Genomic DNA, 26,133 nt, shown 5'->3' with positions numbered 1-26,133 from the left:
AGGTCCGTCAAACCCGATAGGTGTCGGCGCCGGCCATCAGCAGGTCATATTGCTGCTCAATGGCGGCCTTCAGGGTAACCGCCGGCAGGCCGCATACGATCTTCCTCTTGTTGCCGACCCAGCCGATGGCGTCCTTGGGTCCCAGGCTCACGATATAGCCCTGTTCCTTGTAGCGATACGGCGCAAGAGTGGCACTGCGGGCGGCGCTCACCACATTGCGGGCCACCAGCTTGCCCTTGCGCACCGCCACTTGGGCGGACAGGGTGTCGGCGCCAGGTGACGGAAAGCGCGCGCAGTCGCCCGCGGCAAAAATTCGGGTCAGGGGGATGCCAGCCGCCTGGACCCGGCCAAAGGCATCGGTTTCGATGTTCTGTGGGGCGGGGCGGACACCGGAAAACAGCAGTGTCAGGTCAGAGTCGAGGATCTTCGGCTCCTGCGTCTTGACCGGCTTGATGGTCAGCTTCGTGCCTTCCTGCGTCAGAAATTCCGTCGAAGCCAGCCAGTCGATGCTCTCCTGCCTCAGCCGGGCGGCGACATGTTTATGAAAGGCGGGCGGAAACTGGGTGAGCAGGCGCGACTCCAGTGTGATCAGACGCAGGCGGAAGCGGCCCGGCGCTGTGGGCCGCAGGAAAGCCGCAATCTCGAAGAGAAACTGGATGCCGGTGGCGCCCCCGCCCACCACGCTGATGGCGCCGCCCGAACCCCGCCTTGCGCAGAGCGATTGAAGATCCGTCTGGGCCCGGTTGAGGAAGAAATCATCCAGGGTCAGGACGCTCGATTCCGGCGGCGGCGGAGCGCTGCGGGCACCGGTGGCGATCACCAGAAAATCGAAGTGAACCTGCTGTTCGCCTATTTGCAGGTAACGGCGATCTTGCCAGCGCAGCAGGCTGTCCTGATCGAAACGCAGCTTGCCCTGGACGAAGCGCAAGCCGAAGCGGCGCGCGAGATCGGCATAAAGCACGCAACAACTGCGCAAGGAGTGGCGCAGGCTCTCGTGCAGGCGGGTCGTCTTGATGTGCGCCTGGCGCGGCGCGATGAGTGTCAGATCGGCTTCAGGCGCCTGATCGCGGATCGAAAGGGCCGCCGCCAGGGCCGCGTAGCCGCCCCCCAGCACCGCGACACGGAAAGGCGCGTGTCCGCGGCGGCCGGGCGCGGCGCTCATATTAGCGCGTGGCCCGGTTTACCATTGGCACCAGTTGGGCTGGCCATCCGGACGGAAGGAATACTGGCCGCCTGACAGATCCCCCATGGGGCGCTTGAAGGCATAACAGGCGGGCAGTCCGACGAAAGCATTGCCTGCCCGCACGATGGCGTCGTGGGGGGGGGCGATGGTGGCGAGCCCGGCGAAGGGCGACAGCCCGATGAACAGGCCGGTGCCCACGACGGTCGCGACCAGGCTCACCGGACGGACGATGATGAGATCGACAAAGATGTCCACGGCGTCCTTCCCTGGATCGTCACGGATGGGGGCGGTCGGAGCGCCGCTGGCGGCGGCGGCGGTGAGCATCAGGATGAGCAGGCAAAGGGGCTTGAGGGCTTTCAAGTGAATCTCCCGCGTTCAGGGCAGAGGTCCTTCGTGCCGGCCCGCCCTGGGATCGAGTGAACAATCCACGTTTCCCTGGCAGGTACCGGGTATAGTGATTGCAGCTTAGAATATCTCACTGGTGCCTTCAAGCCGCGCGGCAACGCCAAATATCGCATACGGCAAGCGGTGTTATCATAAGCGGCTTTTTCGGGGCTTGACGCTGGTGTGCCGCCCCATCCGAGACCACAACCCTATTCCGGAACCTTTCCCATGAGCACGAGAACCAGGTTCGCGCCGAGTCCAACCGGCTACCTTCACATCGGCGGCGCGCGCACCGCGCTGTTTTCCTGGCTGTATGCGCGCAAGCACGGCGGCACCTTCATCCTGCGCATCGAGGACACGGATCTGGAGCGCTCCACGGTCGAATCGGTGAACGCCATTCTGGAGGGCATGACCTGGCTGGGCCTGGAGTACGACGAGGGGCCGTTCTACCAGACCCACCGTTTCGACCGCTACAAGGAGATCATCCAGACTCTGCTGGACACCGGCCACGCCTACCGATGTTATTGCAGCAAAGAGGAATTGGAGGTCCTGCGCGCCGAGCAGATGGCCAACAAGCTCAAGCCGCGCTACGACGGGCGTTGCCGCCATCGCAGCGAGCCGCGGGAAGGGGTGGAGCCGGTGATCCGCTTCCGCAACCCGGACGAGGGCGAGGTGGTCATCGATGACTGCGTGAAGGGCAGGGTGGTGGTCAAGAACGGCGAACTCGACGACCTGATCATCGCCCGCTCGGACGGCTCGCCCACCTATAACCTGTCGGTGGTGGTGGACGACCTGGACATGCGCGTCACCCATGTCATCCGCGGCGACGACCATCTCAACAACACCCCGCGCCAGATCAACATCCTCAAAGCCCTGGGCGCGGAACTGCCGCGATATGCCCACGTGCCCATGATCCTGGGCGCCGACGGCGCGCGCCTGTCCAAGCGGCACGGCGCCGTGAGCGTCATGCAGTACCGCGACGAAGGCTATCTGCCGGAGGCGGTGCTCAACTATCTGGTCCGACTGGGTTGGTCCCACGGTGATCAGGAAGTGTTTTCCATCGACGAAATGATTGAACTGTTCGATGTCCAGCACATCAACCACTCCGCCTCCACTTTCAACCCGGACAAGCTGCTGTGGCTCAACCACCATTACCTGATGCACGGCGACCCGCTGCACGTAGCCCATCACTTGCGCTGGCACCTGGGCCAGATGGGTGTGGACCCCACCGACGGACCGGATCCGGTGGAGGTGGTTAAGGCGCAGCGCGAACGCAACAAGAACCTGGTGGACATGGCGCAGAGCAGCCTGTTCTTCTACCGCGACTTCGAGACTTACGACGAGAAGGCGGCGCGCAAGAATCTGACGGAGCAGAGCGCACCCCTGTTGCAGTCCCTGACGGAGCGGTTGCAGAGCGTGCCGGCGTGGCGCACGGAATATCTGCATGCTGCGGTCGAAGCCACCGCGGAAGCGGCGGGCGTCAAGCTCGGGGCCGTGGCTCAGCCCTTGCGTGTGGCGGTCACGGGCACCTCGGTCTCGCCACCCATCGACATCACCCTGGAACTGCTGGGACGGGAGAAAACCCTGGCCCGTATCACGCGTGCATTGCAGTTCACGGCGAAAAAAGACTAGACAAGATGGACGCCGCCGCCTAAAATGCACAGCTCAAGTTGCTTGGGGCCATAGCTCAGCTGGGAGAGCGCTACAATGGCATTGTAGAGGTCGCGAGTTCGATCCTCGCTGGCTCCACCAACCACCACATAAGTTTTGTCCCCATCGTCTAGAGGCCCAGGACACCGCCCTTTCACGGCGGCGACGGGGGTTCGAATCCCCCTGGGGACGCCATATCAAGAAATCGGGCGCTTCGGCGCCCTTTTTCGTTTGAGTCCCGTGTCGCCTCGGGTGAAATTCCGCAAACCTTCCCCCTCACTTCGAGTCGCCAGGCAGCGTTCTTTTACAAGGCACTGGGCTTCAGGACCACCGGACCGGAAGTACGAGCGCATGGCATCGCATTCAGGCCCATGCGCCTGATGTTTGGTGGTCTATAAACGCAATCGACGAGCGCCAACGATGTGGCTTGGGTTGCGCTGTCTTCAGGAACCCCAACACTATCCTTTACTTCGTGTTAGGCTTCGCAAGCCTGCGCTAACCTGCCTCGGTACTTGAATCGACCAGCCATTCGGCAATTGCCGTCCAAGGCCTTCCTCTGATCGATTGCGACGGCATTTGCTGCTGGCTGGAATGCAGGAGCTTCGGAGTCTGCGACTCGTTCGAACTTTGGCCGTGATCCTTAGTTTGTGAGGGTGTACAGTGTGATAAGGCAATCGCGTTGAGGCGGCGTCGAAGCGTGTGACAGTTCAAATTTCCGCGATCATCTGCACCCACAACAGGGCGGCACTGTTGCCGGAGTCGGTGCGGAGTGTCTTCGCTCAAACCCTAGAGCCTGCAGACTACGAGCTCATCGTGGTCGATAACGCAAGCCAGGACGCGACACCGCAGGTCGTCGCGGGGCTGATAGCCGCAAAGCCCGCGACCCTGGCGGTGATTGCCCTGCGCGAACCAAACCTGGGCCTCGCCTGTGCCCGCAACGCTGGCTTGAGCGCCGCGCGCGGTGAATTCGTTGCGTATCTCGATGACGATGCCGTGGCGGATCCGCACTGGCTCCGTGCGACGATTGAAGCATTCGTTTCGTCAAAGGCGATCGCCTGCGTGGGCGGTCCCGTGCAACCGCTGTGGCCTGCCACTCCGCCGACCTGGTTGGACGAATTTCTGCAAAGTTACCTATCCGTCTTGAACCTCGGGGAAACGAAGCGGCCGGTCGACCCGAGCCGGGAATGGCTCGCTGGCGCCAATATCGCGTTTCGCAAGGCGTCTTTGCTTGAGATCGGCGGCTTTGCGAAGCACCTCGGTCGCCAGGGTGTCAATCTGATGTCGAGTGAGGATACCGACGCGGTCCTGCGGCTCGCGCAGCGAGGGCATCAAATCTGGTACACGCCGGATGCTTCTGTCAAACATCACATCCATGCGCAGCGCATGTCCCGTTACTGGATTCTCAACAGGGCATTCTGGCAAGGCGTATCGAATGTCCTGATGTCCCTCGGGGGGAACTCGATTGAGATGCCAGGCTTGCAGCAGCGTCGGATCAATAGGCTGCTTTTTTGGTCGCTCGGAAAAGAGTACCTGAAGGATTATTTAAGGCATGATGTGCTGGGCCGTCATTCGCATATGCGATGGCTGGCCCGACGGGCGAAAAATCTCGGCACCGCGTTTGCCGAGTCGCTGATAAATTTACCCGGCCCTTAGTGGCCGGGTTAATGCGGGCACGGATGCATCGGCCCGAAATACCAGGAGGGTATTTTGGGTCCTGATCAACAACTTTACGGGAGAACTTGATGGCTACCAACAAAGTTTTGGTGATCGGACTCGACGGCTACGAGGATTCCCTTGGCGAGCAGATGATGGCGCTGGGGGAACTGCCCGCGCTCGCGCGCCTGAAGCGGATGGGCGCCCACATGCTTCTGGATCACGGCCCGGCGCAGCGCACCGGCCTCGCGTGGGAACATGTAGCCTCCGGTCTCTCGCCTGAGGATGCGGGTCGCTGGGCTGCCGTTTCATTCGATCCCGCCACTTACAGTGCGTGGCAGGAGGGCACGAGCCTGGCGCCGTTTACCGCTCGACTGGAGGCGCGGACGGTGGTGTTCGATGCCCCCTATTTTGACTTGAGGCGGGCGCCAAACGTACAGGGCCTGGTGAATTGGGGCGCCCACGATCCAGGCATTGCGAGCAACTCCCGTCCTGACGATCTGCTGAGCGAGTTCTTCGGGCGTTTTGGCGAATACCCCGCAAAACCTTTCATCTACGCATTACCCTGGTCGAGTCCGGAGAAGTCACGCATGACCGGGGAAGCCTTGACGCAGGCAGTGAACACGCGGACCGAGGCCGCGCTCTGGCTGTTGCAAGAGCGTTTTCCCGAATGGGACCTGGGGTTCGTCGTGGTCAGCGAGCCGCATTCGGCGCTCGAAGCACTCTGGCACGGCGTGGACCCGGCACATCCGCTGCACGGGCTGCCTTCGGCCGAACCGGCCGGAGAAGGTCTGCGCTCGGTCTACCGGGCCGTCGACAATCTGGTGGGCCGTTTGACCGAGGCCTTTCCCGAGACCACCGTGCTTGTGTTCTCCATGGGCGGCATGGGGCCTAACCGTTCCGACGCCGCGAGCATGGTGTTGCTGGGGGAACTTCTTTACCGGAATGCTTTCGGCAAAACCCTGCTGCAACAGCGGCCGGATTGGCTGGCGGCGCGGAACGGAATCCCCCTTCTGGGACCGGACGAGGACTGGCTCAGGTCATTACAGTCCTTGATACCGGCGCCTGCGCCCGCTCCCCGAACCTTGGCATCGCGGCTGCGAAAAAGACTGTCTGCCGTTTTGCCAGAATCCCTGAAGAGCTATCTGGGCCCTCTGCTGAAGCCGTCCAGTGCGGCGAAGACGGATGCGCCTGATCCATCCGGGCCGGTGCGTTTACGCGTCGAGTGGATGCCCGTTTCGCGTTATCGGGCGTTCTGGCCCGCAATGCCGGCCTTTGCATTGCCTTCGTTCTATGACGGGCGAATCCGTATCAACCTCAAGGGCAGGGAGCGCGACGGGATGGTGGAACCGAACCAGTACCGCCAGGTCTGCGATGAGTTGGAGTCCTTGTTGCGATCTTGCACCGATCCGGCGACCGGGGAAGGTGTGGTCGAGTTTATCGAGCGACCGGCCGGTGATCGTGATCCGCTGACCTTAGGTCAGAGTGAATGCGACTTGGTGGTCGTCTGGAAAGGGCCGCTGGCGCTGGAACACCCAACGCTCGGCCAGATCGGTCCCATCCCGTATCGACGCAGCGGCGGACACACGGGGCCTTATGGCATGGCCTACATTGTCGGCTCACGGCTGGCTCCCGGTGACCTTGGCGTTCACAGTTCCTTCGACATCGTTCCAACCATCATTGAGCTTCTGGGCGAGTCGGTCCCGAGCGGCGTCAGTGGAACTAGCCTTTTGGCGGCCCGCGGTCATGAACGCGCGATGGCGGTCAACGCTTGATCCTCGATTTTTTCACGCTTCCGGGTAACGCAAACACCACGCCTCGGACGCTCGGCACCACGGCTGGGGGCTATGCGTTGCAGTTCGTAAACTCACTCTAAACGGCCGCGCTCCGTAATCTGCGTTGACAAGACCCAGGCTGCGGGAGCAGGCTTTGATTCAGGCAGCGAGCCTGTCCCTTGGAATGAAATCAGCGATGTTCCGGCGCGAAGGCGTTCGGTTGCGACGTGGTGTTTTGTTCTTGGGGCGCAAAATGTGCGGCAAGCACGAACCTGCCGTGGCTGCCGCCAGGGTTTGGGACGCACGGTAAAGGACGAGGACCGATATGAGGAAACGGCAATCGCGCACAGATGGCGCTCTGGCTTGGGTTCCAGTTTGGAGTCTGCTGTCGGTGGCGCAGGTCCAGGCGGTGGATGTGTGGACGGTGGGCGTCGACAACAGCCGCCAGGGCTGGAACCGCTTCGAGACCGTCCTGACCCCTGCGACGGTCCCCGCGCTTAAAAAGCTCAGGGAGTTCCCGGTGGACGAGAAGATCGACGTCTCGCCCCTGGTCGTCGGCGACAAGCTCTATGTGTTCACCATGAGCAATACGGCTTATGTCTTCGACGTGAACACCGGGGTGGAACTCCGACAGCGCCAACTGGCGCCGCCCTTCGATCCGGCTGATATCGCCAACCCGCCCGGCAAGGGCATGGACCTCCACAACATCTACCGCAGTTGGGGGATTACCGCCACGCCGGTGATCGATACGGCATCGGGTACCCTATACGTCACCACCTTCGGCAAGCCCAATGCCGGGAGCAATAATCTGGAGCGCAACAATCTGCTCTGGATCCTCGATGCCAACACCCTTGCCGACAAGAAGCCGCCGGTGCTCATGGCGGGCAATCCGGACAATGGCGGCGAGGGCATCAGCAACGGCTTCGCGGTGCCTTATCAGAAGATGCGTGCGGGCCTCGGCCTGCTCGGCGATGGCGGCGGCGGACAGGCGGTGATCGTGTCGTTTTCCATCAACGGCGAGAACCCGGAAGGGCCCGGCCACGGATTCGTGGCGGCCTACGATGTGCGGGGCCTCAACCGCGAACCCGGCTTCACGCCGACGCCGGCCATCTGGAGCGTGACCCCCACCGGCGGCGCCGGCGGCATCTGGATGTCCGGTTCGGGGCCGGCCATCGAGGGCAACGACATCTATCTGGCTACCGGCAACGGCATGGATCCGGGGCGGACGCCGGGCAATTTCGCCGAGTGCTTTGTGAAGCTGCGCTATACCCCCGGCGCCGCCAACGTGAACGGCGGCAAGCCGAAGCTGGAGGTCAATGATTACTGGGCCGCCTTCAGCGATTTCGCGCGTGGCGATACGGATCAGGACCTGGGCGCGGCGGGGGTGTTCATCACGGCCCGCGGGAATCTGGTCGGCGGCGGCAAGGATGGCATCCTCTACAACCTGGACAAGACCAATCTGGGCAAGCACTCCTGGAATCCGCATTTCAATCTGCCATTCACGGCCACCTACCTGCCCGCGCCGCCCAACGGACCCGCGGGCCTGCCCACCAACGCGGCGATCGACCCCAACTGGCCCATCGTCAAGCTGGACCGGGCGGTGCCGCCCAACACGCCCTTCGGCATGACCTACCACATCCACGGCACCCCGGTGTACCTGGAGAATGCCATTCAGGGTTTCGTCTACGTGTGGGGCGAGAACGAGCGCCTCAAGGCCTACAGCTATGATTTCGCCACGCGGCGGATCACCCAGTTCTTCGGCGAAGGCACCCAGTTCGCCTCCGGCAACATGCCCGCACCTGGCGGCATGCCGGGCGGGCGCGCGGTGGTAAGTTCCAATGGAACCGCGCCGGGAACCGCGGTGGTTTGGGCGGCCTATCCGACCCAGGGCAATGCCAACGCCGAGATCGTTCCCGGCGCCCTGGTCGCCTATGACGCCACCCAGGCGGTCAACGGCAAGCTCAAGCAACTTTTTCACAGCAATACCAAGGCGGCGGACAAGTTGGGCAACTTCGCCAAATACTCCACGCCGGTGGTGGCGAACGGAAAGGTTTATGTCGGCACCTTCAGCAACAAGGTCGTGCAGTATGGGTTTTGACCGTAACCGTTCGCGCTGCCCGCACGCTCTCAAGGACGTTCCCATGAAAAAAACCTGCCTTGTCTTCAGCGTCTTCAGCGCTTTCCTCCTTGCGGCCTGCAGTCATGTCGAACCCAAGCCGCCGCCCGTTTCGGCAGCGCCAAGCCCGCCGCCCGAACCGACTCGGCCGGTGGCCGAGGCTACGGCCAGCGTCGGCGATGGCTTGAGCGAACTGAGCGCCATGACTTTCGCCTGTCCGAAGGCCGCACTGAACGCCGCGGCGCGGGCGGCCAAAGCGGTGAAGTCGCAGGGCAGCTACCAATTCACCTATTTCCGCATGCTCAATAACGCCCACCACAGCCTCTACGAGGTGCATTTCAAGAGCAATGTGTACGACGAACCGGAACTGAAGTACTGCGTTTCCCTCTATTGCCAGCAGGGATGGGACCCGAAGACCGCCAAGACCGAGGTGCGGCTGGTCGACGAAAGCAAGACTGGCAATTCCAAGGCTGCGAAGCATGATGCCTTGTGCGGGCATGAGGCGGTGCCGGGGAAGAAGCGGAAGTAGCCGTAGGATTTGGCTATGTCTGCGGTAACCGTTGAAAGAGGTCCGTACCCTTGCCCCTCTCCGGGTTCGGGTGGGGGTTGGACCTTGACGGGTGCAAAGAGCTTCGACGTTGCTTCTTCGTCACGGCGTCCTATTCCCAACCATCCTTACCCCGAAGGGGTAAGGCGCGACGGCATCGGATGGTAACAATCGCCGGCAAACTCTATTCCGGTTGATCGGGTATCAACACACTCGAACCCATCGTGCGGCGCGCTTCCAGCTCGGTGTGCGCGCGGACGGCGTCCCGTAGGGCATAGGTCTGACGGATCTCGATGCGCAGCGCGCCGCTTGCGACCATCCCGAACAACTCTCCCGCCATCTGCAGCAGGTCGGCGCGATCCGCCGTGTAGGCGCCCAAGGTGGGGCGGGTCAGGAACAGGGAACCGCGCCGTGAGAGTTCCAGCACGTCGAAGGGTGGCACCGGCCCCGAGGCATTGCCGTAGCTGACCATCAGCCCCAGCGGCTCGAGGCAGGCCAGCGAACCTTCGAAGGTGAGCCTGCCCACCGAGTCGTAGACCACCGGCACGCCCTTTCCTTCGGTGATTTCCCTCACCTTGTCGACGAAGTTCTCTCGCGTGTAGACGATGGCGTGATCACAGCCGTGCGCGCGGGCCAGGGCCGCTTTTTCAGCATCGCCCACGGTGCCGATCACGGTGGCGCCGAGAGCCTTTGCCCACTGACAGAGGATCAGGCCCACGCCTCCAGCGGCGGCATGCACGAGGAGGGTGTCGCCGGGCTGCACACGGTAGGTGCGGCGCAGGAGGTATTGCGCCGTGAGTCCCTTGAGCATCAGCGCGGCGGCGGTTCTGAGGTCGATAGACTCGGGCAGTGGAACGAGACTGGCGGCCGGCACGTTCCTTGACTCGGCATAGGCGCCCGGCGCTCCGCCCGCGTAGGCGACCCGGTCGCCCGGTCTGAATTCGGTCACTTCGCTCCCCACGGCCTCCACGACGCCCGCCGCTTCAACACCTAGCCCCGAGGGCAGGGGCAGGGGATAGAGGCCGCTGCGGTGATAGGTATCGATGAAGTTTAGTCCCACCGCCTCCTGCCGGATGCGCACTTCGTGCTCACTGGGTTCCGACAGTCCAATGGACACCCAGTGCATGACTTCGGGGCCGCCGGGCTTGTCAAAGCGGATCGCGTGGGGCATGGGGAGTTACTCCAGTGACGATGGTTGCCCGATGAAGATAACACGGAGCTGTGTGACCGAGTGCGTGCTCAGCTCGGAACAAATAAGGAAATACCCTGAGGAGGATATTGGATATTTTCGAAACAGAACTATGCTTAATCCTGCCCTTTGATGGGCAACTCGCTTTAAATCGGCTCCGCCGTTGCATGAAGCGAATTCCTGACACCTCATTCATTCGTGAATCGTTATGACTACTCATCGTTCTCTGAAACCTCTTTTATTCGGCGCCCTCGCTCTCGCCGCTGTGCTATTCGTCGTTCTTGGCGTGATGGCCACAAGCCCATGGATGTGGCTGCCGGTCGCGCTTGGCGTTTCGGCAACCGCGTGGGTCGGATTCCTGTTCGAGCGTTCCGTCGCCGCGCCTCTGGAATCGGTGCACCAGGGATTGAGCCGCATGGCGCGAGGCGAGGCAGGCGTGGAGTTCCACTTGGCCGGCGCGGGCGAGGTGGGGGCTGTGGTCGAGGCGGCGCGCAAGCTGCAGGAAGGCCTGGTCCGGGACAAAGACCAGAATGCGCAACAGGCCGATTGCGTGGAGCGGGTGATGGCTGCCCTGGATAGCGTCTCCACCAATTTGATGATCGCCGACTCCGGCAACAACATCGTTTACATGAACAAGTCGGTGAAGGAAATGCTGCGGGCCGCGGAAAGCGACTTGCGCAAATCGATGCCGCATTTCAGCGTGGACCGCCTGCAAGGCGCTAATATCGACCAGTTCCACAAGAACCCGGCGCACCAACAGGGGCTGCTCAAGGCCTTGTCCGGCAATCACCGTGCGGAAATCAAGCTGAGCGGACACGTCTTCGGTTTGTCGGCCAACCCGGTTGTCAACGCCCAGGGGAAGCGCATCGGCACGGTGGTCGAGTGGTTCGAGCGGACCAAGGAGGCTGCGACCGAGGCCGAGTTCACCGAGGTCCTCGAGGCGTTGGCGGAGGGCCGACTGGACCGTCCGGTGCGTGGTGAGTACACCGGCCTGTTCGCTCAGATGAAGACTAGCGTCAACAATGTCATCCAGGCGCTCAATGCCCTGATTGACCAGATGAACCATATGGCCAGCGAGCATGAGAAAGGCGACATCGACGTGGTGGTCGACGTGGGACGGTTCCAGGGCTCCTACCGCCAGGTCGCGCAGGGCGTCAACGACATGGTGGCGGGACACATCGCAGTGAAAAAGAAGGCCATGGAGTGCGTGCGGGAGTTCGGCGAAGGCAATTTCTCGGCCCCGCTGGAGCGCTTCCCCGGTAAGAAGGTCTTTATCAACGAAATCATCGAGCAGGTCCGCCGCAATCTGCAGGCACTCATCACCGATGTGGACATGCTGGCGGCGGCAGCCGTGGAGGGGCGTATTCAGGTTCGGGCCGATGCCAACCGCCACCACGGCGACTTCCGCAAGATCGTGGAAGGCTTCAACGCGACCCTGGAGACTATCGTGGATCCGATCCTGGCGGTGAAAGAAGCCGCCGACGCGATCAGCACCGCGTCGCGGGAGATTTCCAACGGTAACTCGGACCTGTCGCGCCGGACCGAGCAGCAGGCATCCAGCCTGGAAGAGACGGCATCCAGCATGGAAGAATTGTCGTCCACGGTGAAGCAGAACGCCGATAACGCCAGGCAGGCGAACCAGATGGCGGTCGCCGCATCGGAAGTGGCGGTGAAGGGCGGCGAAGTGGTGCAGCAGGTGGTCGATACCATGACCGCCATCAATGAAAGCTCGCGCAAGATCGTGGACATCATCAGCGTGATCGACGGCATTGCGTTCCAGACCAACATCCTGGCCCTCAACGCGGCGGTGGAGGCGGCGCGGGCCGGCGAGCAGGGCCGCGGGTTTGCTGTGGTGGCGGGCGAGGTGCGCAACCTGGCGCAGCGCTCGGCAGCTGCCGCCAAAGAGATCAAGGGGCTGATCACCAACTCCGTGGACAAGGTGGAGGACGGCAGCAAGCTGGTGGAGCAGGCGGGCAAGACCATGGACGAGGTGGTGGGCGCGGTGAAGCGGGTCACCGACATCATGGCGGAGATCGCCGCGGCTTCGGTAGAACAGAGCAGTGGCATCGAGCAGGTGAATCAGGCGGTGGTCAACATGGACGAGACGACCCAACAGAATGCCGCCCTGGTCGAGGAGGCGGCTGCGGCTGCTGAATCGCTGCAGGAACAGGCCGAGACTCTGGCGCGGACGGTGTCTCAGTTCCGCCTGGAGGGGGCTGCTTCGCATCAGGCTGTTTCAAGGCCCAGGCCCTCGTATCAGCAGCCGGTCAGCCGGCCACTGGCGGCGAAGCCGGCTCCGGCTCGGCCTCCAGTCAAGAAGAGCGCGCCGAAAGCTGTGCCGCAACCGGCGGCCGATGACGACTGGACCGAGTTCTGATACCGGTTGTCTGACACCCAGCGTGCAAAGCCTCAAGGAAGAGGCTGGGGTGCGGTTAAACCAGGCGAAAGCATGATGATTCAAAAAAAGGCGCGGCCAACAGGGAGCTCTCTTGGGGTTTCGCCGACCGCGCAAAAGTGGCGGGGGGAGATAGGAGGAAAAACCCCGCCACTTTCTTCCGACAAGATCCCCGCGGGATAGTTCTGCCGCTGTGCGGGGCGCGGCGTCTAATCGCTTACGGTGTCCGGTAGCGGATTCCGCCATTGGCTAAGTACCGGACTCTCCATTGGGTGGAGGCCGAGCACGTCCAGCCGTCAATTTCGAGACTCGCGGCAAATGTCCGGTCGCTGATTTCCAGGTCGGCCCTGGAGCTGGACAGGCGCAGGCTGTTATCCTTGGCGTTCAGCTCAACACGGATCTGCCCCATCCCGCCGTCGCGCTGGCGCAGGGTATAGAGGTGGCGCGAACGGTCGTAGCTCAGGCGGGCATCCGCCAGGTTTCCTGAATCCGAGTGGCCGAGGCGCGCGTGTATCTGCTTGGCGAGGCCCAGTTCGAATACCGCGTCGTCCAGGCCCTTGCAACCGTCCAAGCGGATATCGAAGCCATCGCCCCCGTGTTGGCTGCGTTCGATCACCGTGCCACGTATGGCCGACGCCGCCACGGAGGCTTCGCAGGCATCGCCTACAAGGTCCGCGTCGCTGTCAGCCTGATCGTTGCTGAGCAGGCGGCAGTTGTCCGCGCCGTCCAGAATGCCATCGCCGTCGGTGTCGGGCAGGCGCCAGTCGCTTTTGTATAGGACGGCCTCGTGCCAGTCCAGGAGGCCATCGCTGTCGCTGTCGATGGGGTCCGAAGTCACCCGGTCAGAGGGCGTGTCGGGATCGCCGAGGATACTGAAACTCCACAGTAACGCACCCCGCCTGATGTTGGCGCCTGTCTGCTTGACGATGCCCAGGCGCGGCACCCACCAGGCATAGAACGTCTCCGCCGATGATTGTCCGCCGGCTTGCAAGAGGTTTTGGTATTTGATCTTGAGGGCGTTCAGGGTACCGAACGGTAGGCGCAGGACCTCTTTTCCCAGCATCTGCGCCTTCATTCGGCCCCGCAATGCCACGCCATAGGGTTGTATCGACACCCTCGCCCGCACTACGCGGTGTTCGGACGGCTTGGCGTATGCCCAGTTTTCTATGAATGGCGGCTGAACGGACATGGCAATCCGCAAGCCCATGACCTCGGCGTCTCCCCCGTAAAAGCGCAGTTCCGTGCCTTCGTGCGCGAACCATTGATTGAGGTTCACGCCGCCGGACGCGTTCTCGATGACGCAGACCGGGATTGGCGGCAGTAGCGTGGTATTTCCGCATTCGATCACGCTGCGCACGACGGTTGGGCCTTCTCCGGTCGCCAGATTGACGTAACTCCAGGTGTTGCCGGCTTCCATCCCGAACTCGTCGGGCGCTCTGGCTGCTTCAACAAGGACGGGCAGGCCGAGAACAAGTGCGGCGCACAATGCTTTGGTGTTCATGTTCCACCCCCTTGCGCGTTAGCGCGCAGGTGGACACAGGTTAGGGAGGGTTTCGCGAAATCGGAACTGTGGTGCTACTTACCTATTGTCCCGGCCCTTAAATGTGCCGGGTTAATGCGGGGCACGGATGCTCCGGCGCGATCGGCGCCTCGCTGATTTCCAGCGAAGGAGTCCCTGCGCTGCATCAGGAGTCCGCCCCGGCGCTGTCGGTGGCGGCCTGACCGGTGGGCGTGCGCCTACCTGCGAGATAAGCCTGGAACGCGTCGGCCGGCATGGGCTTGGCGTAGAAATAACCTTGCGCGCTGTCGCAGCAGTGTTCGCTCAGGAATCGCAACTGCTGTTCGGTTTCCACGCCTTCGGCGATGGTGGCCAGATTCAGGCTGCGCGCCATCTGGATGGTGGCATGTACGATGGCGGCATCCACCGGGTCGCTCACCATGTCGCGCACGAAGGACTGGTCGATCTTCAGGGTGTCGACGTTGAAGCGCTTGAGATAGGCCAGGCTCGAATAGCCGGTGCCGAAGTCGTCGATGGCCAGTTTCACACCCAACGCTTTCAGTTCCCTCACGGTTGTGAGGACGATTTCGTTGTGCTGCAGGAGTAAGGATTCGGTAATCTCCAGTTCCAGCAAGTGGGGCTTGAGGCCGGTTTCCGAGAGGACCCTCGCCACCTGCAGTGCCAATTCGCCGCGACGGAACTGAACGGGAGAGAGGTTCACCGCCACGGAGATCTCCGATCCGGAAAGGGCTCGCCAACTGGCGGCCTGCCGGCAGGCTTCGCCCAGCGCCCACTCGCCGATGGCGCTGATGAGGCCACAGTCTTCGGCAATGGGAATGAAGCGCGCCGGTGGCACCTGCCCCAACTCCGGATTGCGCCAGCGCAGCAAGGCTTCCGCGCCGGTCACGGTCCCGCTGTCCAAGCGGAATTGGGGCTGGAAGTGCAGGCTGAGCTCGCCTTTGCTAAGGGCGTGGTGCAGATGGGTGCGGATGCGCAGGTGCTCCGTGGCTTCCACATTCATCTGGGGGGCAAAAAACCGGTAGGTGTTGCGGCCCGCTTCCTTGGCCCGGTACATGGCGGTGTCGGCCCGGCGGAACAGGGTATCGAAGTCGCGGCCATCGTCGGGGAATACCGCCACGCCAATGGACAGCGTCGTAGAGAGTTCATGGCCCTCCACCCGAACTGGAATAGCCAGGCGCGATAGGATCTTGTCCAGCACGCCCTCGATGGATTCGGCGTCACGCACATCCGAGAGCAGGATCAGGAATTCGTCGCCTCCCTGGCGGCTGATGGTGTCGGTGTCTCGCACGCAGCCACGCAGGCGCGCCGCCACTTCCTGCAGCAGTGCGTCACCCACCGGATGCCCGAGGGAATCGTTGATGGTCTTGAAGTTGTCCACATCCAGGAACAACAGCGCAGTCTTGCTGCCGGAACGCTCCGCCAGGTTCATCGCCTGCTCGGCCCGGTCCTTGGCCAGGGCGCGGTTGGGCAGGCTGGTCAGGGGATCGTGATAGGCCAGGAAAGCTACCCGGGCCTCGGCCTCCTTGCGGGCGCTGATATCGCGCGCGTAGCCCACGGTGCCGATGACTTGGCCGTTCATGTGCACGGGTGACTTGTAGGTCTCGTTCCAGATGGTGCGTCCCCCGCTCTCGATGGGTTCCTCGACGTTGCGGGGAACGCCGCTCTCCAGCACGGCGCGGTCGTCCGCCACGTACGCTTCGGCGAACTCCCTAGCGGCAATGCCGTAATCGGTCTTGCCCACCAGCGATTCCGGTGAAGGCTGGCCGAAATAGCGGGCAAATGGCTGGTTGACCGAGAGGAAGCGGCTTTCCCGATCCTTGAGCCATACCGGAAAAGGGAAATTGTCCAGCACGGCGCGGTGGTAACGTTCACGCAGCCGGATCTGGTCCTCCAGTTGCTTGCGCTCGCTGATGTCCTGGAAGGTCCCGGTCAGGAAGGGTCCGCTGGGTTCCTCCACCCGTCCGACGCAGCGCAGTTCCGCAATAAAACGCCGCCCACTCTGCGCCACCATCTCGCATTCCATGGTGAACGGAGCTCCGGTTTCCCAGGCAGTCATTAGATTGCGACGTACCTCCGGGAGTATGGCGGGGGCGTAATAGGCCAGGCCTTCGTCCAGGGTTTTCGGGGGATCGCTGACGGGACGCTCCAGCAGGCGAAATACTTCCTCGGTCCAGAGCACCGTGTCGGCCAGCGGATTGGCCTTCCACCCGCCGACCCGGGCGATGGACTGGGTTTCTTTCAGAAACATGTGGGCTTCCTGCAAGGCCCGCGCGGCCTGCTTCTGCTCGGTGATGTCCTGCCAGATGGCCGCCAGGTAGGTGTGGCCGCGGATGTCGAGTACCCTGTTGCTGACGCGCATGTCGCGTAACTGGCCGCTCTTGCTGCGATGGCGGACCTCGAACACCATCGGCAAGGCGCCCGCCAACAAAAGGCCCATTTTGTCGGTCACCCGCTCGCGGGAGTCATCGGCTTGAACCTCCATCAGAGTCATGGCCGAAAACTCGTCCCGGCTGTAGCCAAGGCTCTGACAAGCGGCGTCGTTGAACTCGGCGAAGCGCAGCGTCTCGGTGTCGATCAGCACGATGCCGTCCACCGCCTGGTTGACGATCGCGCTGTAGATTTCCTCGCGTTCCTTGAGCGCCTCCTGCGCCTGCCGTGCCGCCGTGATATCGCGGGCGATGCCAAGAACGCCGATCAACTGGCCCTGTGCGTCCAGGGTCGGCGACTTGATGGTTTCGAACAGGCCACGGTAACCGTCCTGCTTAAAGTCCAGCCACTCCTCATTGATCAGCGGGGCTCGCGCTTCCGCCGCCGCGCGGTCGTTGTGGCGGAAGAAGCGGGCGGTGGCCTCGTCGACGAAATCAAAATCGGTCTTTCCCAGGATCTCGTCCTCGCTGGCGCCGTACATGCGTTCGAAGACGGCATTGCAGGCGAGGTAGCGGCCTTCCAGGTCCTTGATCCAGACCGGGTCTGGAATGCTGCGGATGAGGGTATGCAGGCGCCGGCGCTCGGTTTCCAGTGCCTCGCGTTGGGCAATTTGTTCCCTGATATCGCGGCTTACACCGATAATGGCGGGCACGCCATCCCACTCGCCGCATACGGCGCGGGTGTCCACGGCGATTCGCTCGCCGTCCGCCTTGATGAGGGGAATCGGGCACTGACGACGGGTGCCGGCGCGCACCTCTTTGAGCAACCGCTGCGCCTCCTCCGCGTACTCGGGCGGATGTACCGAGAAAATAGACTTGCCGATGAGATCGGCGCCGTAACCCAGCCGAAAAACGGCCTGGTTGATGTGGATAATGAGGCTGTCATGGCCGACCACGAACAGGTAGTCTTCCATGGTGTCGAAAAGTTGCCGTAGATTCTGCCGCTCCTGATCCAGGCGTCGGTCCGCGCGTTTACGCGCCGTGATGTCCTGCAGGATTCCGACGGTGCGCAAGGGCTGGCCGCCGGCATCCCGCTCAAGCACGCGTGTGCGCTCGTGCAACCAGAGCCATTTCCCCTCAGCCTGGCGCACGCGGTATTCGGCCTCAACGATCTGGTCGCCGCGGGCGGCGCTGGCCTCGATCTCCTGCTCGAAGGCCGCCACGTCCTCCGTGTGAATCATCGCCAGCCAGCCGTCCAGGGAACGGGGCAGCTCCTCGTATGCGCAACCGAGCAGCGCGGCCATGGACGGGCTCCAGGTGTGGCTGTCGTTGACATGGTCATATTCCCACGTGCCTGAGCCTGTCGCCTCCATCACCATCTGCAGGTCATTTTCCAGGCGCTGTCGCGTCGCATCCAGTTCGCTGCTTCGCCGCCAGGCTTCGTCGAACAGCTCGATGCCGAGCTTTTCCAGCAGTCGGGACTGATTGACCACGCCCAGGATCCGCCGCTGCGCGTTGACCACCGGAAGGTGACGGACGCTGTTCGCAGCCAGGAGATGGACGGCTTCGGCCACGCTGGCGTCGGGGTCGATGCTGTGGACGGGGGCGCTCATGACGCTGCGCAAGACGATCGCGTCCGGGTCGGGGTGATCGGACAGCAGCCTGGCCATGTCGCCTTCCGTAAGAATGCCCACTGGCTCTGAGTGCTCGGTGATCAGAATCAGATCGGACTTGAGCTGAACCATGAGCTGGAGTCCCTGGGCCAGGCTGGCCGAGGGCGGTAGCGTTGCCAGTACCGGTTCGGTGACGGCCCGCAGGCTTTTTACCTTGCGAAAAAAGTCGGCGCCGATATGGCTGAGAAAGTCGGTCAGGGTAACGACGCCCAAGGCCGTTCCAGCGCCGCCTTCTACCACCAGCAGATGCCGCAAGGCATGATGCCGCAGCAGGGCATAGGCGGCGCGAAAATCCAGGTCCGGATCGGCGGTCACAACCGGTTGAGACATGAGCAGCGCAACCGACGTGGCGCCAGCGGTCCGCAAGTGGATCAGGCGCACCAGGTCGCGGTCGGTCAGGATGCCAACCGGTCGGTTGTCATCGACCACGACGACGCAGGACACCCGTGCCCGCGCCATGCTGGCCGCTGCCTGATCCAGGGTGCAGGCGGGCGTGACGCTGTGCACGCGGCGGGTCATGATGTCGACCAGCTTCAATTTGTCGATGGTGTCCAACGCGTTGGCGCTCTCAGGGGACTGCTGGATAAAGCCGGAAGCGAACGGTCTCGCGGTGCCGGCCCGTGCCAGCGTTAGAGGATGTCACGGCGCCGAACGGGGCAGCATCGATTGATCCGCCTCGCGCTCACCATGATACAGAAAGTTCTTAGGTGGGTACATGTGGCCCGCGAAGCGAGGAAATCCAGCGCCGGTGTTCGAGGTCGTGAAGAGTTTAGTTGGAAGTCGGCAATTGCGCAGGCGTGGCGATGGGCGCCGCCGCAGGCAGAGGCATCCGGAGGGAGGCGCGTAAGACGCGCCGGCGAAACAGGGAACTCACTGCTGAGCGCGCAGGGTAGGCCCCTGCCGCAAGGTCCGCTCGGGAACCTCCGCGACAGGGGCGGGCAGCGTTCAGGACCGGCCGAGCCCTGTGTGTATTATGGTCCCCACGTGCTCGCCGCGCAGGGCAGCGGTGAGCCGGCCTGGCACGAGCCCGTTGACCACCTGCACGTGCTCGATGTGACGCGCGGTCGACATGACCTCCAGGCAGGCACGGTCGATGGGCAGCGGTCCCGGGTGCTTGGCCAGGTCAATGGCGTTGGCTTCCCGCAGCAACTGGGCAGTCTTTCCGTCCGGTGACTTAGGATCGGTGCTGTAGACGCCATCCACATCTTCCACGATGGTCAGGCCGGCGGCACCCAGCGCATCCGCCAGCAGGAACGCGCCGGTATCGGCCCGGTGCTGAGGGATACGCGATCCTGGAAACTCGTGGTGGTGGTAGGGAGGAAACGCGCTGCCCACCACGGCTCGGGCTGCCGTGAGGTGAATGGCGAGCTGGCTTGCCAGGGTGTGATGCTCCACATAGGAAACGCCCTCCGGCGCCAGGAGCGATGCCAGGATATGGCCATTTTGGCCCGCTTCGCTGGCTGCCAGCGGAGCCAGGGAGCCGACCGGAAGCCCGAGGTCGAGGCCGACGCTGTATAGATGCCGGGCCCGTACGCCGGCGCCGGTCAGGATCAGCATACGATGCTCTGGAAGAATCTTGCGCAGTTCGTCGACGACCGGCAGGATCGCCTCGGCGCCACGGTCCATGATGGATCGCCCGCCGATCTTGACCACCTGCAGCCAGGGCAGGATGCGAATCGGCTTGACGCCCGCGACTGGACGGGTGAGATCGCTGTCCAGCAGGGTTTGCCGCGCGAGCGGAGAGGCGACGTGTTTGATGGTGTTGTGCGTGTCAGCCATTGCGGTGATTCTCAGCTTGCAGTGATGAGGGTACCGACGTGCTCTCCCGCGAGCGCACGGGTCAGGTTACCCGGGACCAGGCCGTTGATGACCTGGACCTCGCGGACGTAATGCGCCGACTTGAGCAGGTCGAGCATGGGGAACTCCAGAATCGAATCGTGCAGCCCCTGCGCTTTCATCTCGTCCACCGAGATTTTCGGGATGAACTTGGCATCCTTCGTCGTTTTAGGATTGGCGGTATAGAGGCCGTTTTCGTCCTTCACATAGATCATCGCCTTGCAGCCGAACTGCTCGGCGACGAGGAAGCAGCCGGCGTCGGTGCGGTAGGGCGGGATCACGCCTTCGGCGGCCGGACGAGTCCAGATGCTGTAGGGCGGCATGCCGCTGAAGACCACCCCATTGACTTCGGCCAGGAACAGCGGCACCGCCGAGAGGCCGGCGCTGCTCACCTGGGAGATGCCGTACTGGGCAAGCAGCTGTCCCAGCATCGCGGCGTTCTGGTTCGCCACGGAATCGCCCAGTTGAGAGAGCACGCCTGCCGGAAGGTTCAGCCCCGCGGCGATGGAATAGAGGTGTCTTGCGCGGGTGCCTGCGCCGGTGCCGATGAGCAGCTTATGGGCGTTGCGGGCGGCGATGATCTCCTCCACCAAGGGGTAGACCGCTGCGCGGCCCCGGTCGATGACGCTCTGACCGCCGATCTTGATTACCGCCGCGTCGGGCAGAATACGAAACGCTGATGCCTTGGATGCGGCCTCCAGAAGCTCCGGGTCGGTCAACGACCGTTGCATGAGGAGTTCTTCGAGCCCGGCTGTCGTGTTGGTCATGTGTGCGCCCTTATTGCATGCTTGATTTTTTCTGCGCTTCGCCCAGCCGGGCCGCGCGAAATGGCACTTTCCGGCGGTAGCCCAGTTGAATGAGCTTCCATATCTCGCCGTGGTTGCTCGGTTGCGCGACGTCTGGAGTCTGATTCGACTCGCGTTCGCTATATTGAGTTAGGATGATCCTGCGCTGCGTGCACTAGCTTGAAACCCCGTAAAAACGAATGACTGGCATCACAGCAGCCTTCAAAGGCAGGGTCAAACATACACCAAGCATTCCGCGCTTGCAATTGAATTTAGAGTCTAACCAAATGTATTTAATAGAGTTAGTGCTGCAAATTGGTGCGCGAAAGCCATCTTGGTGCGATATGCATGAGTTGAATCGACGGGTCGGCGTGGAACCGTTTGTACGATCTCAGCTGTTTCTGGCCGGTCACGTCAGGATATTTACTAAAAAAAGACCATGTTCGAACCTGCACATCCATAGCTCACTGGACCTCTCACGAACGGCTTGATATGGCGGGGAAATCACGCTGCGTTCGATTGAAAGACCATTGCCGTTTGCGGTAATTGACTGTGTAGCCGGCGAATCTTACGATGGGTCTATATAGATATATCGATTCGAGGTGCATCATGCGTTCCGACTGGGCCGAACAGCCGCCTGACCAGTACCGGTCTGAAGTCACCTATCCCCTGGAATATGAGTCCCACCACGACGCGGTGAGCCAGTCCCGCAAGACTTGGGGATACGATCTGCGCGGTGAGCGTTGCTTTTATCAGCATGAGTTCACCCTTTCCGAGGAACGCTTTGACGTGGATGAATTTCCCATCAGGGTCGACGTGTTCTGGGAACGGGTAACTGCCTGGCGGATGAAAAACGGCCAGTGGCTACGCCTGAGGCGCTGGTCGGACTCCCTGGACAGTTGCCCCAAGCGCTATGTGACGGACCCTGCGGAAATTGTCAGCGAGGCCCACCTGCAGACCATGGCGACCTGAAGACCGGACAGCCTCTCCCGGTCCCGCGGCAGTTTGCAGAGCATCGCACGCGGGCCTGGCAGTCGCGGCATTATGAGGTGTTGCGGGCAGGCTTTTCGATTTGATGACGTCGGCGCCGCCGGTGACACGCGGTTCGGGGTGAGCCAAGCCTCCGTTTGCTGCGCCAATGCCGAGGGCAGCCGCCCTCTGCTAACTCTCAGCGTTCTCCGGCGCTACTTTGGCTTCCGCTGGAGCATCGCGCATCATGTCCTTGAACAGGCCCAAATAAGCCGCGGCCACCTGGCGGGTCGCGGTGATCATTTCCCGGTAGCGGGCAAGCACCTCGTAGCCGAAAGGCGTCAGGTGCGCGCCCCCGCCGTGGCTCCCACCCTTGGCCGTCTCGATCAGGGGCGTCTTGAAACAGCGGTTCATTTCGTCCACCAGAAGCCAGGCGCGGCGATAACTCATCTCCATGCTCTTGCCGGCCGCCGATATGGAGCCGGTGCGCTCGATGGCCTCCAGCAGATCGGCCTTGCCGGGGCCCATGGCGATGTGGTCGCCATGGAACAGGCGCAGATTGAGCTTGAGCCTGGGCAGGCAAGCTTCGTCAGACGGAGACGCCGTGATTATCTGGTACTTGGTTGAGACCCTCTTGTTCTTCAGCCGAGGCATAGTCTTTCCCGTGATCCATTCAATAGCAGCGAGCATAAGCAAAGGACCGTGACGGTTCAATGCATATTGCGCCGAAATGGTGCCGGCGCTTGCGGATTTCAGCGATCCGCGGAAATCGCTATATCCATGAAAATACTAAAGTTTATGAATATCTTATTAGATACGACTACTGTGATAAAGCATATCGCCTGTGTGCCCTTCTTATCGCACAAATAGCTTTTTAAATTAACAATTTGAGTTGTTTTGGTGCGTCTTGCCTGAAAATGGTGCCGCCTAAGCGGGAGATATGTGGCTTACGGACTTTTTGTTCCTGGTAAACATGTAGATAGTGACAAAAAATGAAATTGGTACACAAAATGCCTATCGCTTTCGGAATGCCAAATAAGATATATCGAAGGTACAATTGCCACTTCTAACGGGCGGCAGCACATCGGGGCCATGCCTCATGAGATGGGCCCGGAGACTAATTGCGTGCCTGATAGGCGCCCACTTGAGCCAAATTTTTTCAATCGGAGTTCGATCATGTATTTAATTCGATACAGTGTCACAGTCGCCGCCCTGGCCGCCAGCCTGGCCGCTTCCCCGGCATGGGCCCTGGCGCCGACCGCGACCCCGTCCATTACCCTGCGTATCGCCGGTTCTACCATCCAGGACAACAATCTGATCGACGTCCTGAACGACATCTGCAAGGCCGGTACCCTGGACCTGTATCGTGATAACGATGCTGTGGGCCAGGGCACCTATTACCGGGCCTATTTCTGCACGCTGGATTCGGCCAAGGTGCCGGGCCTGAGCCTGGCGGACCCGAATCTGCTGATCCTCAAGCGCAACCGCAACGGCGCCATCACCGGCGTCCTGCCCATGCTGGAGCCCACCAAGCCCATCAATTTCATGGGCATTAGCAATACCGTCAGCGGCGCTGCCCAGTGCACCCAGGCAACGCCCGGCGCCACGTATCTGTGCAGTACCGACCGCACCGGAGACGTGACCAAGCAGACGCCCGACATGGGCGTGCTGGACGTGGACCCATACGGCTTCCGCGGTCCCAACTACACCCCCACCATCGACGGCACCACCTACAGCCAGGGCAGCACGGCGGCGGTGACCGCGGCGCTGACGGTGCGTAATGGTGGCGGCGTGATCCAGAACACGCCGGTTACCAAGGATCTACGCGACGCCCTGCAAAGGGCGCAAATCGCCAACGGTACCCTGCCTGGTACCTGCACGGCCGGCGACGAAACGGCGGCCTGCATGCCCAGCCTGAGCAAGTCCCTGCTCACCAGCCTGTTCGCGGGACGCATCGGGAAGTGGAGCGATATCAAGGTGAACGAAGGCGGGGTTTCCAAGGCCTTGACGGACTATGCGTCCACGCCCCCGGATAACGAACTGGTGCACATCTGCCGTCGCAACAAGGGCGCCAGCACCCAGTCCGCGATCAACGCCTATTTCCTCAATACACCCTGCGCCGCCACCGGGACGCCGCCGGTGGAAGTGAGCAATCCGGTCTTGGGTCCCGTGGTGGTGACGCCTACCCAGGTAACCGCCACCGAGAACTGCCTGGACGATTTCAACGATGGCAGCAATGTGGCAGGTCTCAATGCCAGCGGCGCCAAGGTATGGGCCATCAGCATGCTCACTACCGAACGCAACGCCAACCTGAGCCGGAACTACCGCTACATCAAGATTGACGGCTTCGCCCCGACGGTCGCCGAGGTGGCGGCCGGCCATTACGCCTACTTCTCCGAGGCCGCCTACGCATGGCGCAAGGTGGACCCCAAGCCCAGCGCGGACCAGGAGGTGATCCTCGAGAAGATCACCACCGACGCCACCTCGCCGGCGGTGTTCGGTGCACTGAACGCCCTCACGTCCCAGCCTTGGGCGCTCGGTACCGAAGCCGGTTACTTCATCGCGGTGACCTCCCAGGGTTATCCGGTAGTCCATCCCTTCGATCCGACCCAGCCGGTCACGCCCTACACCCACGCGCCCAACGGCGCCACGGTGGACAACTGCCGCAACCTGCAGGTGGACGACAGCGCCAACGGCAAGCAGCCGCTGCTGTAAGCGAACCCGCGCGCTATCCAGAGGCCCGAGCGGTTCCGCTCGGTGCCTCTGAGCACGCCTGAAACAGAGACTGAAATCACTCCTTCCTGGAGACCATCGATGAGAATTTTTAAGAGCCTTTTGGCAAGCGCCGCCTTGCTGCTGGGGCAGCCCGCGCTGGCGGCGATCAGTGACGGCACCCGCGGCGACCCGTCGGAGTTGTTCGTGGCGGTCTATGACGAGGCATCGGGCAAGTCCTACTACAAGGACCTGGGCCGCACCCTGGTGCAGTTCCTGCAAAACCCCGGCGGCACCTACGACTTGTCTTCCGACCCGGCGTACTCGGCCTTCCTCGGCAAATCGGGACTGGTGTTCAACGTGGCGGGCTTCTATCCGCTGAAGTCCGACAACAGCAATATCAGCCAGTGGGGTTACCTGCTCTCCAGCAGCGAGGGGGCGGGCATTCTCCGCTCCAACTTCGTCGCCATCGACGCCGTGCGGCAGAAGATCCAGTACTACGTGCTGGATCTGAACACCACGCCCTATGACGGAACGCCGGCCTCGGCCGCGGCCAATTTGTCGGCGGCCTTCACGGCTTCCGACGCGGGCTATTTTGCCGGCGACGACTGGGGCTCCGACCTGGGCGGCCAGGTGGCGGGCAGCACCGTGGCCACCACCGACACACCGCTGGATTTCTATTACGTCAACAATTCCACCGGACAGGCGGAAGGCCAGATACTCAAGGCGGGCAGTTGGACACTGTCTTCAGCCGGCGTCTTGACCTTTGCCTCGTCGGGAAGCCTCGGTTCCAATCAACCGCCCACCGCCAATGCCGGCGCGGACCAGGCCGTGGGCCTGGGTGTCACGGTAAGCCTGGATGGCAGCGCCAGCAGCGATCCGGACAGCGCGCCGACGCCCTTGACCTATACCTGGACACAAACCAGTGGAGCCAACGTCACCCTGACCAACGCCAACAGCGCGACGCCCAGCTTCCTGGCGGGAACGGCGGGAACCTACGACTTCACCCTCACCGTGAACGATGGCGCCGCCAACGCCAGCGACACGGTTCAGGTGATCGTCACCGAGTTCCCGGCTTCAGGGCCGGCGGTTCTGCTGGATGTCCCATCCACCTGGACGGTAGGCCAGCGGCAAACCATCACCTGGCGCTATCAGGAGATCAACGGCAAGCGCAAGGCCACCATCAAGTTCGCCAAGAACGGGGTGAAGTTCAAGAAGCTAATCAAGACCGTGCCCTTGCGCAAGGGCAGCATCCCCTGGAAGCCGGGCAAGAGCTTCGTCACCGCCAACGGTGCGCTGCAGATCTGCGTGAAGCCCAGCAACAAGAGCAAGGCTCTGTGCGATACGGCGGCTATCGTGGTCGAGCGCAAAGCCAAGTAGC

General features: G+C 62.3%; 18 protein-coding genes and 2 tRNA genes. 12 read left to right on the top strand and 8 right to left on the bottom strand.

Features of this window, described 5'->3' with window-relative positions; genetic code table 11:
* Positions 1 to 7: 7 nt before the first annotated feature.
* Together EK23_RS00115 and EK23_RS00110 are read right to left on the bottom strand one after the other, a co-directional pair.
* A complete protein-coding gene (locus EK23_RS00115; protein WP_045223276.1) occupies positions 8 to 1,162 on the bottom strand; it encodes an NAD(P)/FAD-dependent oxidoreductase in 1,155 nt (384 codons plus the stop codon).
* Between the two features lie 18 nt (positions 1,163 to 1,180).
* A complete protein-coding gene (locus EK23_RS00110; RefSeq protein WP_052807731.1) occupies positions 1,181 to 1,543 on the bottom strand; it encodes a hypothetical protein in 363 nt (120 codons plus the stop codon).
* 252 nt (positions 1,544 to 1,795) lie between these two features.
* On the opposite strand from EK23_RS00110, the gene gltX reads away from it, so the two are divergent.
* The 8 genes from gltX to EK23_RS00075 all read left to right on the top strand — a co-directional run bounded on the left by gltX (position 1,796) and on the right by EK23_RS00075 (position 9,290).
* Positions 1,796 to 3,199: a glutamate--tRNA ligase gene (gene gltX / locus EK23_RS00105; protein ID WP_045223275.1), complete on the top strand. Its 1,404-nt coding sequence runs from the start codon at positions 1,796 to 1,798 to the stop codon at positions 3,197 to 3,199.
* 44 nt (positions 3,200 to 3,243) lie between these two features.
* A tRNA-Ala gene (locus tag EK23_RS00100) sits at positions 3,244 to 3,319 on the top strand.
* A gap of 17 nt (positions 3,320 to 3,336) precedes the next feature.
* A tRNA-Glu gene (locus EK23_RS00095) sits at positions 3,337 to 3,412 on the top strand.
* Complete coding sequence (locus EK23_RS24635) at positions 3,412 to 3,615, top strand: GNAT family N-acetyltransferase (RefSeq protein ID WP_082053903.1); 204 nt, start codon at positions 3,412 to 3,414, stop codon at positions 3,613 to 3,615. The genes EK23_RS00095 and EK23_RS24635 overlap by 1 nt, the downstream gene beginning before the upstream one ends.
* Before the next feature lie 301 nt (positions 3,616 to 3,916).
* Complete coding sequence (locus EK23_RS00090; protein ID WP_052807729.1) at positions 3,917 to 4,870, top strand: glycosyltransferase family 2 protein; 954 nt, start codon at positions 3,917 to 3,919, stop codon at positions 4,868 to 4,870.
* Positions 4,871 to 4,959: 89 nt separating this feature from the next.
* Positions 4,960 to 6,645 (top strand): alkaline phosphatase family protein, encoded by a 1,686-nt coding sequence (locus EK23_RS00085; protein ID WP_045223274.1) that lies wholly within the window; start codon positions 4,960 to 4,962, stop codon positions 6,643 to 6,645.
* Between the two features lie 325 nt (positions 6,646 to 6,970).
* Entirely contained in the window at positions 6,971 to 8,743 is a 1,773-nt protein-coding gene (locus EK23_RS00080; protein ID WP_145998511.1) for a hypothetical protein, read from the top strand.
* Between the two features lie 43 nt (positions 8,744 to 8,786).
* On the top strand, positions 8,787 to 9,290 hold the full coding sequence (locus tag EK23_RS00075; RefSeq protein WP_145998510.1) for a hypothetical protein: 504 nt from the start codon (positions 8,787 to 8,789) through the stop codon (positions 9,288 to 9,290).
* A gap of 202 nt (positions 9,291 to 9,492) precedes the next feature.
* Here EK23_RS00075 and EK23_RS00070 read toward each other — a convergent pair whose 3' ends face one another.
* Positions 9,493 to 10,479, bottom strand: a complete 987-nt coding sequence (locus EK23_RS00070) for a quinone oxidoreductase family protein (protein ID WP_045223271.1) — start codon at positions 10,477 to 10,479, stop codon at positions 9,493 to 9,495.
* Positions 10,480 to 10,804: 325 nt separating this feature from the next.
* Between EK23_RS00070 and EK23_RS24435 the strand changes: the two genes are divergently transcribed.
* The gene (locus EK23_RS24435; RefSeq protein WP_045223270.1) at positions 10,805 to 12,874 is read left to right on the top strand and encodes a methyl-accepting chemotaxis protein; all 2,070 of its coding nucleotides are present in this window, start codon (positions 10,805 to 10,807) and stop codon (positions 12,872 to 12,874) included.
* Positions 12,875 to 13,109: 235 nt separating this feature from the next.
* On the opposite strand, the gene EK23_RS00060 is transcribed toward EK23_RS24435, so the two are convergent.
* From EK23_RS00060 to EK23_RS00045, 4 genes are all read right to left on the bottom strand, one after another.
* The gene (locus tag EK23_RS00060; RefSeq protein ID WP_145998509.1) at positions 13,110 to 14,393 is read right to left on the bottom strand and encodes an L-type lectin family protein; all 1,284 of its coding nucleotides are present in this window, start codon (positions 14,391 to 14,393) and stop codon (positions 13,110 to 13,112) included.
* 184 nt (positions 14,394 to 14,577) lie between these two features.
* Entirely contained in the window at positions 14,578 to 19,005 is a 4,428-nt protein-coding gene (locus tag EK23_RS21330) for a PAS domain S-box protein (protein WP_052807727.1), read from the bottom strand.
* 390 nt (positions 19,006 to 19,395) lie between these two features.
* A complete protein-coding gene (locus EK23_RS00050) occupies positions 19,396 to 20,229 on the bottom strand; it encodes an amino acid kinase family protein (RefSeq protein ID WP_045223268.1) in 834 nt (277 codons plus the stop codon).
* Positions 20,230 to 20,240: 11 nt separating this feature from the next.
* On the bottom strand, positions 20,241 to 21,053 hold the full coding sequence (locus tag EK23_RS00045; protein ID WP_045223267.1) for an amino acid kinase family protein: 813 nt from the start codon (positions 21,051 to 21,053) through the stop codon (positions 20,241 to 20,243).
* A gap of 627 nt (positions 21,054 to 21,680) precedes the next feature.
* Between EK23_RS00045 and EK23_RS00040 the strand changes: the two genes are divergently transcribed.
* Positions 21,681 to 22,043 carry a hypothetical protein gene (locus tag EK23_RS00040; RefSeq protein ID WP_045223266.1) on the top strand — a complete coding sequence of 121 codons (363 nt, stop codon included), beginning with the start codon at positions 21,681 to 21,683 and terminating at the stop codon, positions 22,041 to 22,043.
* Between the two features lie 189 nt (positions 22,044 to 22,232).
* On the opposite strand, the gene EK23_RS00035 is transcribed toward EK23_RS00040, so the two are convergent.
* Positions 22,233 to 22,694: a winged helix-turn-helix domain-containing protein gene (locus EK23_RS00035; RefSeq protein ID WP_082053822.1), complete on the bottom strand. Its 462-nt coding sequence runs from the start codon at positions 22,692 to 22,694 to the stop codon at positions 22,233 to 22,235.
* 522 nt (positions 22,695 to 23,216) lie between these two features.
* Between EK23_RS00035 and EK23_RS00030 the strand changes: the two genes are divergently transcribed.
* A complete protein-coding gene (locus EK23_RS00030; protein ID WP_045223265.1) occupies positions 23,217 to 24,755 on the top strand; it encodes a hypothetical protein in 1,539 nt (512 codons plus the stop codon).
* A gap of 99 nt (positions 24,756 to 24,854) precedes the next feature.
* Positions 24,855 to 26,132, top strand: a complete 1,278-nt coding sequence (locus tag EK23_RS00025; RefSeq protein WP_045223264.1) for a PKD domain-containing protein — start codon at positions 24,855 to 24,857, stop codon at positions 26,130 to 26,132.
* Position 26,133 lies beyond the last annotated feature (1 nt).

This window comes from Methyloterricola oryzae (assembly GCF_000934725.1).
GTDB lineage: Bacteria > Pseudomonadota > Gammaproteobacteria > Methylococcales > Methylococcaceae > Methyloterricola > Methyloterricola oryzae.
Note: the sequence above shows the minus strand (reverse complement) of the source record. Positions and strands in the feature narration are given on the sequence as shown.